The following is a 13,067-nucleotide window of genomic DNA, read 5'->3' as shown; positions in this document are numbered from 1 at the left end:
GTCGCCTGAACCTGTTGCTGCCTTTGTACTCTCGAAATATAAGGGAATTCAAGGAGTAGTAATAGGTTTCCGGGTTATCCCCACGGCTGTCCCATTAAAAATATGACGTCTTTCCGAGCGTAGCGAGGAATCTCCTGCAAATTGGCACAATCTGAATTAATGCATTAATTATCATTACCTTTTAAACTCTTTTTTTTTTTTACAAGGAATTTAATGATGTCATCAGAAGATCTACCTGGATTTTTATATCATTTCGACACGCTCGAAGATCCAAGAATTGATAGAAAGAAATTGTATCCTTTAACGGAACTATTATTTGTTGTTATCTGCGCTAACCTATGTGGAGCTCAGAGTTGGGGTGATTTAAAAACCGTTATTATGCTTGAATCACGTGTTTCTTCCGGTGGACATACAGCCATAGAACAGCGCTACTTTATCAGCAGCATGGCTGCAAATGCGAAACAAATTGCTCAGACTATTCGTAGTCACTGGGCTGTCGAGAACATTCTACATTGGGTCTTGGACGTTACATTACGTGAAGATGATTCTCGCGAACGCAAAGATCATGCTCCTGAAAATAGGGCGATGGTTCGGCATATTATTTTGAACAGGTTACAAAATACCAAAAAGAAATTTAAGGATATGAGCATTAGGCGCCTGCAGAAAAAGGCTGGCTGGGGAGACTCAACTCTTGATATGATTTTAATGGCCGCATTTTAATGGGATCGTGCAACCTTGCAGGAGATTCCTCGCTACGCTCGGAAAGACGTCATATTTTTAATGGGACAACCGTGGGGTTATCCCCGAAAGAAGATTCATAGTAACCTCCTGAATTATTCATGAGTTAGATTCAATCCTATAGTCGGACGATTTCATTTCCTGTACTATGTCGACCTTGTTTTTTAACATGTCCTTCAGGAGATTATATTGAAACGGATCTTTTTTTTAATGATTTTTGTAGCATCCCAAGCCCTAGGCTCTGTATTCAATCATGAAGAGGTTCAGCATTTAAAGAACCATTTTTTTGCCAATATTCACCCCAATGGCGCTATAGTCGCCTCCCCCTCACAACATGAACCTAATTATTATTATGACTGGGTAAGAGACTCTGCCATCGCAATGAGCCTAATTGAATCCTGGTATGAATCAACGAATGCGGCTGAATATAAAAACAGGATTTTCAATTATGTTTCCTGGACGCAAACCATTCAACATCAGCACAATCCCCACCCTGGATACGATATTTTAGGTGAACCCAAATTTTATATTGATGGTTATCCCTTTGATGGGCCATGGGGTAGGCCACAAAATGATGGTCCCGCATTACGCGCCTCCGTTCTGATTCGTTTTGCTCAAAAATTGCTGGATCAAAATGAAACGGATTACGTACAAACCAATTTGTATAACAAAAGCCTGGATCCCCACACTATGGGCGTAATCAAAATGGATTTGGAATACACTGCTCACCATTGGCAAGATGCCAATTTTGACTTATGGGAAGAAGTACTCGGAGATCACTTTTTTACGGCCATGGCTCAAAAGAAAGCCATGATGGATGGAGCGGAACTGGCTCACAGACTCAATGATGAAGAGGCCGCAGTTTTTTATGAAATTCAAGCCAATTTGATTGATAATCGCTTGAAAAAACATCTGGATCATAAAAATAAATTAATTCAGGCAACACTCGCACCTCATGCTGGCCCGCAAAAAACATTGGAACTCGATACGTCAGTTATTTTAGGGATTCTGATTAATCCCCAAAGCACCGGTGTGTTTTCACCCGATCATCATTTTGTTAAAAATACCGTCAAGGCATTACATCAACAATTTAATTTAATGTTTCCAATTAATAAAAATCAATCTGGAGCAATTTTGTTTGGGCGATATCCAGGGGATACTTACGATGGATACCATACCGACAGCTTGGGAAATCCATGGTTTATTCTTACTGCGACTATGGCAGAGTATTACTTTACATTAGCTGATAACTTAGCCATCACCCCCACAAATAAACCATTAATAATTAAATATGTAAAAACAGGGGACGATTATTTAAAACTCATTAAAAAATATGCTCCAGAAATGAAATTAAGTGAACAAATTAATTTGAATACGGGAAAACAACAAGGGGCTGCTTCGCTTACCTGGAGTTATGTTTCAGTGCTTCGGGCGCTTCACTTAAGAGAACGATTGGATCAGAAAATTGATGCGTCAATCTTAATTTAATGATCGTTCCTATTGTTTAATCAGAGCGTCATCCTCAACAGGATGATGCTCAATTCAATAATTAATGCCTTACTCTTAAACTAAATTGCCTACATCAAAGCATCAACAACACATGCTCTGTTTTATTATAAAAATCAAATACTCATAAAGAACCAAAGCTGTATTCAAAATTGAACTATAATTTGGTAATAGGATTATAAATTTTAAACGCGTTGCGTTTAAGAACCCCATAAGAACATGGAGAATGATACATGAGCGTTTTCCAACCCATAAAAACCGGTCATTCATTCGCGAAAGATCCTCGAATCGCTGCACAAGAATTCCATGCTGCGGTTTTTCAGCCCAATATGGAGCTCATTATATTTTTTTGTTCCAGCCATTATGACCTTGATGAGCTAGCGAATGCTTTAAACTCACTTTTTCCAAACGAGCACATTATAGGCTGTACCACAGCAGGTGAAATAGGCCCTGGTGGTTATTCAGAATATACTCTTTCCGGAGTAAGCTTCTCCAGCAATGGCTTTAAAGCAGCGACTGGATGTACCAATAACTTACAAAATATGAATACAGAGAAAAGCCTGGAGTTTGTTAATACATTACTTCAACAACTTGAGGTTAAAGCACCTCATACGACGCCTCAAAATAGTTTTGCGTTTTTGATGATTGATGGCATGTCTCTTCGAGAAGAGCCCGTTGCACGCATGTTTCAAAATGCACTGGGTGAAGTCACTCTTTTTGGAGGATCCGCAGGAGATGATCTTAAGTTTAAACAGACTTGGGTATTTTCCGATCATGCCTTTCATACTGACAGTGCAATTCTTACCTTAATCCACACAACCTATCCTTTTAAAGTATTCAAAGCACAGCATTTTGTGGGTTGTAATGAAAAATTAGTAGTAACTCAAGCAGACCCTTTGCAGCGCGTTGTTTATGAAATTAATGGCTACCCAGCTGCTGAAGAATACGCCCGAAATGTTGGTGCTAAAGTGGATAATCTTGATCCCATGCAATTTTCAACTACACCCGTAGTAATTCGCATTAACGGAGTTGATTATGTTCGTTCTATTCAAAAAGTTAACCCCGATGGTAGCTTAACTTTTTATTGCGCAATTGATAATGGCCTGGTGTTTATGGCTGCTCATGGAGTTGATCTTGTAAACAACATCAAACAAACACTCAACGAAATTCAGTGCGATATTGGTAAGCCGCAATTAATTTTGGCTTGTGATTGCGTGTTGCGCAATTTGGAAATGCAACAAAAGGGCTTGAAAAAAGAAATAGAACAGCTCTTCAAAAACAATAACGTCGTAGGTTTTAGCACCTATGGAGAACAATTCAGAGGTGTTCATATCAATCAGACACTCACAGGACTCGCTATCGGTGAATTCAGGACCAATAAAAATGACTGATAAGCCCCTTACGACTAAGAATGAACAAGAGCTTCGCGATGAAATTGAACGTCTCAATAAAATTATTAAGGCCTTAATGGATAAAGCGGAGCAAGATATGAATACTCCTAAAACAGAATTTGGTGTATTCCAGGATACAATTATATTAGAAGAAAAAATACGAACACGCACCAAAGAGTTAGAGATGGCACTGCAAACGAATGCCAAGATGACGCGCGCTTTACAAGAGGCCAAAAAACAGGTCGAATCAAGTGAACATTATTTACATGACATTACCTCAGCGCTAGGGGAAGGAATAATCGTCATGAATAACGATGCCTTAATTGAGTTTGTCAATGAAGCAGCGTGTACTATGTTAGGTTATACTGAAGCTGAAATGCTAGGTAAAAATTCCCACGATTTATTTCATCACTCTTATCATAATAAAACACCTCATCCAATAGAACTGTGCAGTAACCTGAAGGTCATAAGAACCCAACAACCTTATTTGAGCGATGATGATTATTATTGGCGTAAAGACGGAACCTGTTTTCCCGTTTCAATTATAACAACCCCTATTCGATTAAAAGGAAACACCACGGGAGCAGTTGTTGCTTTTCATGATATCAGTCAATCGATACAAGAACGCAATCGATTACGTGAAATGCAATCCGCAATTGAACAAAGCCCCGCATCAGTACTGATTTTTGATAAAAACAGAACCATTGTTTATGTTAATCCCCAGGTCACACAAGCCACTGGTTATACCAAAGAAGAACTATATGGTAAAAAAACAAGTATTTTTCATGGCGATCTGACTCCTGAAAACGTCTATACAGAATTGTGGCAAACCATCCAATCTGGAACCCCCTGGAATGGAGAACTTCTTTATTATCGGAAAGATGGCAGTCGTTTCTGGCAATCCTGGAATATTGCCCCCGTATTTGATGAGCATGGAGCCATTCAACATTTTGTGAGTGTAGGGGAAGATATTACTGAGAAAAAGAAATTACACTCATTGCTTCAGGAAATGTCGTATATGGATGGATTAACAGGTATTGCGAATCGCCGTCGACTCGATGACTTCCTTCAAGATGAATGGAATCGCGCATGCCGTTATAAAAAACACTTAACCATTATTATGACCGATATCGATTTCTTTAAACGCTATAATGATAGCCTTGGTCACTTGGCAGGCGACGATGCTCTAAAGCGCGTTGCTCAGGCATTAAAAAACACCATACGCCGTTCTACTGACTTGATAGCACGATATGGTGGTGAAGAATTTGCATGTATTTTACCCGATACAGACATGGAAGGCGCAAAATTAATGGCTGAAGCACTTCAAAACGCTGTTTGTGAATTAAGACTACCGCACCCTGATTCAGACATTTCCGAATATGTCACCATTAGCCTGGGCCTTGTATCCAGCATCCCGGAACAAGGTGCTCCGATGAATCTGTTAGATTTGGCAGATAAAGCCCTTTATCGTGCAAAAATTTTAGGGCGTAATCGAGTTGAAGTGATTGCTCCAACGGAACTCAAGTAATACCTTTGATATGCAATTTTCTGAGCAAAACCAACTAATTCCAAAACAATTCAACCGATCCTGCTCTTTATATTAATTGGTTAAAGGAACAAATGAATTATCCGTTTCAGTAGTGAGATCGACTGATTGCTCGTTCTCTCGTCCTAAAAATCGTAGAGGCTTACCAGCCATCACATGGTTTTCAATGTGTTCCAAGCTGATATTTTTGGTTTCAGGCATATAGAAATAAGTATATATCAGTCCGATGAAACAAATGACCGCATATAAAGCAAAAGTATAATCAATACCCAGCATCTTTTGCAGGATAGGAAAACTGAAAATAACTACCGTATTAAACGTCCAATTGCTCATGGCAGACAATCCCATCCCTGCGCCACGTACATGCAGTGGAAAAATTTCAGCCATTGCAATATGCGGAATGGGGCCTACGCTAATGGCAAACGAAAAGATATACACCGTCAAGCACATAACGGATAAGTAGGGAAGCCAAGCCACCTGGTTGACTGAGCACAGACATAAGGCAATTAAACTGATACACGTACCCGCAAAACCCACTAACAAAAGTTTACGGCGACCTACTTTATCGACACAAAGAATGGCGAGAACAGTCACTAACAGATTCACCAATCCAATACCCATAGTCGCTAATATTTGACCAGTTGTGCTGTCCATGCCTAAATTTTTAAAAATTTCAGGAGCAAAGTAAATCACTACGTTGATGCCGCTAAGTTGCTGCAAACAAAATAAAATCGTTCCTAGCATTAATACCGGTAACAGGGGTTTTTTAAATAACAACAGCCAGTTTCCTTGTTTTGGTTCATTCGCTAAAGTAACTTCAATGTCCATCAGTTCGTGTTCAATATCTCGACTCTGGCGCAATTTTTTTAGTGATTTCGCTGCCGCATTGCGTCGTCCTATACTGTACAACCATCTTGGTGATTCAGGCATAAATAAGATGCCTATACTTAACAACAATGCTGGCAGGGCACTTGAAGCAAACATGGCTCGCCAGGCTTGATGTTCAATTAGCAGATAATTCACAGAATAGGAACATACGATGCCCAGGGTCATCGCTAACTGATAAATCGCTACCACCGCCCCTCGCGCTTCAATCGCGGCGGTTTCAGCCAAATATAAAGGAGTCAGGACTGAAGCCATGCCAATTGCAAGTCCGAGAACTAATCGTGACAAGATCAGAATGGTTATAGAATCGGCAAAGCCGGCTCCTAAGGCACCAAAGAAAAAGAGAAACCCTGCAAAAGACAGTAATGAACGTCGACCATAGCGTTTAATGCCCTTTGATGCCATAAACATACCGATTAACATGGAGCCAAACAAAGCGCCAAAAGGTAGGGCCGAAGCCATTACACCAATGTGTGTGGCGGTCAGATCAAAATGATTTTTTACCAGATCCACTGAACCTGCAATAATGCCTTCGTCATAACCAAACAAAAATCCAGCTAAAGACCCAATAATTGCAACAATCCAAGCCATATCCTACTCCTTTAATATACACAGCTAAAACCCGGTTCTTCTCATTAACGTCCATATACACATGAAACTACTCAGCCAAATTACTAAAAAAGATAATTCAGTCTCATTGAACTTGATGTAAATCATTGCTCATCGAATGACACAGCTCCGTAATTAATGACCATTCATTATTTTTTATTGCCTGCTCAGGAACGATCCACGAACCGCCAACACAAGAAACATTAGGCAAGGCAAGATAATCACGATAATTTTCTTCAGTAATACCCCCGGTGGGACAAAATCGAACATCCGGGAATGGGCCAAATAAGGAACGCAACAACTGAATCCCCCCTACTGCTGCCGCAGGAAACAATTTGAAATGACTGTAACCAAACTCTAAACCGGTCATTAACTCGGAAACACTGGCTATTCCGGGTATCAGAGGAATTCTGGATTTCTGTCCGGCCAATAATAATGAATCGGTTTGTCCAGGGCTTATTGCAAATTGTGCGCCTGCTTGAGCCACCCTATCCAAGTGTTCTGGGTTTATAACTGTCCCTGCACCAATTAAGGCATCTGGAAACGTTTGCGTCAGTAAATGAATAGCATCTAAAGCGACCGGTGTTCTTAAAGTCACCTCCAACACCTTTACCCCTCCGGCAAATAATGCAGAAGCCAAAGGAATAGCCTTATTCAAATCCCTAATTACAATCACCGGAATCACTGGTGACGCAGAAAATACGTGTTCCGCGGTAAGACCATCAGGAAACGACATCACATGCTCCTTTTATTGAGTGCCTCAAAGACGTTGCAGCCCCTAATATTCCCGGCTGTTCTGCCTTAATCATATAAGTAGGTATTAGCGCATTAAAATCAGAGAAACGTCCTTTATCTTCAAAACAGGCTCTAAATTGACTTTGTTTTATCAGAGAGGCCAGTCGAGGTACAATTCCACCAGCAATATAAACACCACCAAACGCACCATAAGTTAACGCCATATCTCCAGAGTAAGCTCCCAAACAGATAAAAAATTGCTCTACTGTCGCCTGAGCGATAGGACACTCCTGAGTCAACGCTAACGAAATAATATCCGCGGCTTTTAAAGACGCTTTATCCAGCCCACGATATGCGGCTATCGCTTTATACAAATTCTCCAAACCATGCCCGGACAAGATTCGTTCAAGCGATACATGCGGATAGTGATTTTTTAAATAAGTGTATATAAACCATTCCTGTTCCGATTTAGCTCCCCAATCCGCATGGCCGCCTTCACCGGCATAAGCGGTATAAGACTGTTCATTGGGAACCAAATAAGCGACACCCAAGCCAGTTCCAGCCCCCAGAACCACTCGTACTTTATTAGGATCCGAGTAACCAGTTCCAATCTGGAGCAAATCATGATCCGACAATACGGGTAAACTCATCGCTATGGCGGTAAAATCATTCATCACCCTTAGCTCGGTTAAATTCAATCGGCTTTTTAACTCCTTGATCGAGAATTGCCAATGACAATTAGTCATACAAATCAAATCATCTATTACAGGGCAGGCAATAGCGATTGCTACTCGCTTAAGCTCCTGCAAGGAATGATGGGTCTGATAAGCAATAAATGCGGAGTCAATACTGCTGAATGTGGCACAAGGATAAACTTCAATTTTATCCATCTGCAAATTCACTAAATTCACGCGGCTGAATCGAGCAAAAGTTCCGCCAATGTCAGCAACTATGGCGTAATTCATTAAATCATAAGCTGTCATAACAATTTTGTTGTCCTTTAAACAAACTGCAGGCACCCTGTTCTGCCCCAGTAAACTGAGCTCTTAAACTTCCGAAAAGCTCACGGCCCATTCCTTGCGTCGGCTCATCAGATGATGCTGCATTCATTCGTGTTGCCAAAACCTCGTCATCGACCAAAAGCTGCAAAATCCCACGTTCACCATCAATTAAAATCATATCTCCTGTTTCTATTTTGGCGATTAATCCTCCATCCATAGCTTCAGGAGTTACATGGATGGCGGCAGGTACTTTACCCGATGCACCGGACATTCGGCCGTCCGTAATCAATGCCACTTGATATCCCCTATCCATAAGAACGCCCATCTTCGGAGTCAATTGATGCAGTTCAGGCATACCGCAGGCTTGGGGACCTTGAAATCGGACCACAACCACACAATCTTTGCTTAATAATCCCTGATTAAAAAGATGTTCAAATTCAGCCTGGCTGGAACATACAACCGCAGGTGCTTTAATGATGCTCTTCCCTTCAGCAAGCCCTGAAGTTTTGAACACGGCTCGTCCTATATTCCCGCTTAAAACCTGTAATCCCCCCTGAGGTTTAAATGGTCTGGAAACTGAAGTCAATACATCCATATTGGTTGAACTCGATGGCCCGTCAACCCACACCAATCGGTCATTATCCAAAACAGGTTGTCTCGTATAGTGTTCCAGACCAAAGCCAACAACTGTATTCACGTCCTGGTGAATCAAGCCAGAATCCAGCAAGGTTCGAATAAAATAGGCCATTCCCCCTGCTCTTTGGAAGTGATTGATGTCCGCCTGACCATTAGGATAAATACGGGTGATTAACGGAGTAACTTGTGATAACTGTGCAAAATCATCCCAATTAACCGTGTAGCCGGCCATAGAGGCAATAGCAATGAGATGCATGGTGTGATTTGTTGATCCCCCGGAGGCCAATAACCCGACAATCCCATTAACGATACTTTTGGCATCAATCATCTGTCCGATTGGCATGTATTGGTTCGTTAAATCAGTTAAACCCAAAACCTGCACTGCCGCAGCCCTGGTTAACTCATTTCTTAATGGAGTATTGGGATTTACAAAAGAAGAACCAGGGAGTTGCAACCCCATCAACTCAATAATGAGTTGATTTGAATTAGCCGTTCCATAAAAGGTACACGTGCCTGGAGAATGATACGATTCAGCTTCAACTTCCAATAATGCGTTCTTGTCCACTTTGCCTTCAGCATATAACTGGCGAACTCTGGCTTTCTCCTGATTTGAAATTCCAGATGGCATGGGACCTGCGGGTACAAATACAAAAGGTAAATGCCCAAAGCTCAAAGCGGCCATAAGTAATCCAGGGACTATTTTATCGCATATTCCCAATAACAACCCACCATCAAACATATTGTGAGATAAGGCAATCGCGGTCGACAGAGCAATGACGTCGCGACTTAATAGACTTAACTCCATACCAGGTTGTCCCTGAGTAATACCATCGCACATCGCAGGAACACCGCCAGCAAATTGAGCAACGCCACCTGACGCGGCAATCGCTTCCTTAATCACTTCAGGATAAGAGGCGTAGGGTTGATGCGCAGATAACATGTCATTGTATGCGGAGATAATAGCAATATTCGCTTTGGCTTCACCTTTTAAGTGAACTTTATCCTGTCTGGAACACGCTGCAAACCCATGTGCCAGATTACCACAATGAAGAACACTTCTTTGTGGACCTTTAACCCGAGCCTTGTAAATCTGCTCCAGATACATGCTTCTGCTTTTTGCGCTGCGCTTACTGATATGTTCAGTTACCTGATCTACAACGGGGTGCATATTCATTCCTTATTGGGGTGCATACATGACCTGAATGTTGGCTTTCTGATTGTTTATAAAAGCACTGATCGGCATCACTTTCGGATTGTCTATCTCTAGTGCCTGACTCAATACAGTACGTTTTTTTTGACCAACCAAATGGATAAAAATCTTTCGACTATTCAGTAATCGTCTTTTAGATAAAGAAATTCGTGGATAAGGGGCACTTCTGGGATACACCAAAAGCAGTGCTTGTGCCTCATCATCCAATCCAGATTCCAGCTCATCACTGCATGGAAATAAGGATGCAGTATGCCCATCCTCACCCATACCGAGAATAACCACATCAAAAGCAGGTAAAGAATCAAGACGTGGTTCAACCGATTCCAGATTCTCTTTAATTGAAATGTGTTCATTATACAAACTGATAAACTGTGCTTGATGCGCTTTATGTTGCAATAAAAAATCATTGACCAAGCGTTCATTTCGGTCGGGGTCATGAATACTGACACAGCGCTCATCAGCCAAAGTAATAGTCACTTTATCCCAGGACACCTCTTTTTGTGCCAACAATTTAAAAAGATCTATAGGAGTTTTTCCACCTGAAACAACAAGATAAGCCCGCCCTCTTAAGGTGATGGCTTCATCCAAAAGAGTGCTAATCTGTTCGGCCAAGTCGCTATTTAACCGATTCGCATCGCTAAAATTATAAAGTTGCATTTCGATCATCCCAAATATGCGCCTGGCCATTAAATAACGTTCTTACTTCGTCAGGTCCCCAGGTTCCTGATGCATAGGTATGAAGTGGTACTCCCCCTGCATCCCAGGAGTTCTTTATCGCATCGATCCATTTCCAGGATTGTTCAATTTCCTCACGGCTTACAAATAAATATTGGTTACCTAACATCACTTCCAGAAGCAATCGCTCATAAGCATCAGCAATTCGTGGTGTAGTGATCAATTGATTAAAATTCAGATCCAGTTTACTTTCAGCGAGCACCAAATGCTCACCAAGACCAGGAACCTTGTTCATAATTCGCAACTCAAGACCTTCATCCGGTTGTAACCGTATAATCAATTGATTGGGAGGTAGTTCCTTATTGAATTTATTGAAAATATTGTGCGGTTGCTGTTTAAAATAAATAACAACTTCACTTTGTTTTTTGGCCAGGCGTTTGCCAGTAAGTAAATAAAAAGGCACTCCAGACCAACGCCAACTGTCAATATACGCTTTAATTGCGACAAAAGTTTCAGTAACTGAATGTTGATCCGCCCCATGCTCCTCTAAATATCCGGGAATGACTTTATTATCAATTTTATTGCCCGCATATTGAGCTCGAACCGTGTGGTCTCGAACATTACTCTCATTTATGAGACGCAGAGATTTTAATACTTTTAATTTTTCACTGCGAATATCTTCTGAGGAAAGACTCAAGGGGGGTTCCATAGCAACCAGGGATAAAATCTGCACGACATGATTTTGCAGCATATCGCGCACTTGCCCTGATTTATCGTAATAGTCCCAGCGCCCTTCAACGCCTATTTCTTCAGCTACCGTGATTTCAACCTTATCGATCACCCGATGATCCCAATTAGACGAAAACATGGAGTTGGCAAAACGAAGCACCAGAAGGTTTAATACGGTTTCCTTACCCAGATAATGATCAATACGATAAATTTGATTTTCTGCGAAAAACTGGGCAACTTCATCGTTAATTTCTTTGGATGATTGAAGATTATGACCGATTGGTTTTTCCAATACGACTCGAGAAGGCTGCTCGGTTAAACCAATGCGAGCCAGTCCATGACAAACCTGAGCATACAGAAAGGGAGGAATGGCAAAATAGGAAATTACCGTTCGTAATGATGGATTGATGTAATCCGTCAATCGCCGATAATCGTCCATTACCGTCAAATCCAGGGAACAATAGCTGAGTTTGGAAATAAAGCGAGTCCACACGGTCTCGTCTATGGTTTCAGTTAACAGCCGTTGTACTCGGGCTCGAATCAACTCCAAAAATTCTACTGAAGTTAGATTGTCACGCCCACATCCAATTATTCGAGAATCAACATGAAGCAAACCAGCACCTTCCAGGTGATATAAAGCCGGCACTAATTTACGACAGGAAAGATCACCCAAAACACCAAATAAGATTAAGTCACAAGGGTAATTTGAAACCGCATTTTCGAGCATGTGTTATCCTAAACATAATAATGGTTCATTGTACGAGCTGTTTGGAATCTGGGCTTCATCTATAAAGCACCTGCTAATTCCTCCACAACAATAAACTCCTCCCTACTGACACAAAAATTCATATGCCACCAGTATCAAATCAAAAACATGATACCAAGAGTCCTTTATAAGCCTGGTGGAATGGTTTTGATTGTACATCACTGTATACACGCGTCAATCAAATTTCAAACATTCCATCTCAAGAACAAGCATTTCACTTTATCCATTAATTAATTGGATACAGATTGACTTATTCGCTCCATTTGGTTAAAATTTAATCATTTAACAAGTGCAGCCAGGCTGTATGGTGAGGTAAGTCACAGAGGATGGAAAGAGGCATTACAAAATATTGCGATCATTATTCTCTCTTGTGGAATACTTGCATTACCCATTATTAGTACACGACTATGCACAGGGAACTGGTTTTTCAAAAGTAAAACCGACAGTATTGAAAAAGTCGATGAACTTCAGGAAACTCTAAACAAGATACCATGATGTGTTTGTTAACCTAGGAAAACATCATCATTAACACCTTGAACTTTCTACAAAATCAGTGAGGTCAAGTTTTCGACTATCGTGTCGCACTGTGAGCAGGAGCCTGCATCTTCTGGCTCACGGACCAAACCATAGATTCGTCTGG

General features: G+C 41.1%; 10 protein-coding genes. 4 read left to right on the top strand and 6 right to left on the bottom strand.

The features are described from left to right. The first annotated feature begins 213 nt into the window (after window positions 1-213). From G543_RS0105450 to G543_RS18345, 4 genes are all read left to right on the top strand, one after another. The gene (locus G543_RS0105450) at window positions 214-720 is read left to right on the top strand and encodes an ISAs1 family transposase (protein WP_081675624.1); all 507 of its coding nucleotides are present in this window, start codon (window positions 214-216) and stop codon (window positions 718-720) included. Window positions 721-948: 228 nt separating this feature from the next. After that, window positions 949-2,226: a glycoside hydrolase family 15 protein gene (locus G543_RS0105445; RefSeq protein WP_028383635.1), complete on the top strand. Its 1,278-nt coding sequence runs from the start codon at window positions 949-951 to the stop codon at window positions 2,224-2,226. Window positions 2,227-2,477: 251 nt separating this feature from the next. Continuing rightward, window positions 2,478-3,635 carry a nitric oxide-sensing protein NosP gene (gene nosP / locus G543_RS0105440; RefSeq protein ID WP_028383634.1) on the top strand — a complete coding sequence of 386 codons (1,158 nt, stop codon included), beginning with the start codon at window positions 2,478-2,480 and terminating at the stop codon, window positions 3,633-3,635. Next, window positions 3,628-5,163 (top strand): sensor domain-containing diguanylate cyclase, encoded by a 1,536-nt coding sequence (locus G543_RS18345; protein ID WP_051190592.1) that lies wholly within the window; start codon window positions 3,628-3,630, stop codon window positions 5,161-5,163. Before nosP ends, G543_RS18345 begins: the two co-directional genes overlap by 8 nt. A gap of 72 nt (window positions 5,164-5,235) precedes the next feature. On the opposite strand, the gene G543_RS0105430 is transcribed toward G543_RS18345, so the two are convergent. The 6 genes from G543_RS0105430 to zwf form a co-directional block, all read right to left on the bottom strand. Beyond that, window positions 5,236-6,657 (bottom strand): sugar porter family MFS transporter, encoded by a 1,422-nt coding sequence (locus G543_RS0105430; RefSeq protein WP_028383633.1) that lies wholly within the window; start codon window positions 6,655-6,657, stop codon window positions 5,236-5,238. A gap of 103 nt (window positions 6,658-6,760) precedes the next feature. Then, the gene (locus tag G543_RS0105425; protein WP_028383632.1) at window positions 6,761-7,411 is read right to left on the bottom strand and encodes a bifunctional 4-hydroxy-2-oxoglutarate aldolase/2-dehydro-3-deoxy-phosphogluconate aldolase; all 651 of its coding nucleotides are present in this window, start codon (window positions 7,409-7,411) and stop codon (window positions 6,761-6,763) included. Continuing rightward, window positions 7,398-8,393, bottom strand: coding sequence for a glucokinase (gene glk / locus G543_RS0105420; RefSeq protein WP_028383631.1), 996 nt, complete (start codon window positions 8,391-8,393; stop codon window positions 7,398-7,400). Before glk ends, G543_RS0105425 begins: the two co-directional genes overlap by 14 nt. Further along, entirely contained in the window at window positions 8,380-10,215 is a 1,836-nt protein-coding gene (edd, locus tag G543_RS0105415; RefSeq protein WP_028383630.1) for a phosphogluconate dehydratase, read from the bottom strand. The genes glk and edd overlap by 14 nt, the downstream gene beginning before the upstream one ends. Before the next feature lie 9 nt (window positions 10,216-10,224). After that, a complete protein-coding gene (gene pgl, locus G543_RS0105410; RefSeq protein WP_028383629.1) occupies window positions 10,225-10,914 on the bottom strand; it encodes a 6-phosphogluconolactonase in 690 nt (229 codons plus the stop codon). Continuing rightward, on the bottom strand, window positions 10,901-12,388 hold the full coding sequence (gene zwf / locus G543_RS0105405; RefSeq protein WP_028383628.1) for a glucose-6-phosphate dehydrogenase: 1,488 nt from the start codon (window positions 12,386-12,388) through the stop codon (window positions 10,901-10,903). Before zwf ends, pgl begins: the two co-directional genes overlap by 14 nt. Window positions 12,389-13,067 lie beyond the last annotated feature (679 nt).

Source organism: Legionella moravica DSM 19234 (assembly GCF_000423305.1).
Classification (GTDB): domain Bacteria; phylum Pseudomonadota; class Gammaproteobacteria; order Legionellales; family Legionellaceae; genus Legionella; species Legionella moravica.
This window is presented reverse-complemented; position numbering and strand designations above follow the sequence as displayed.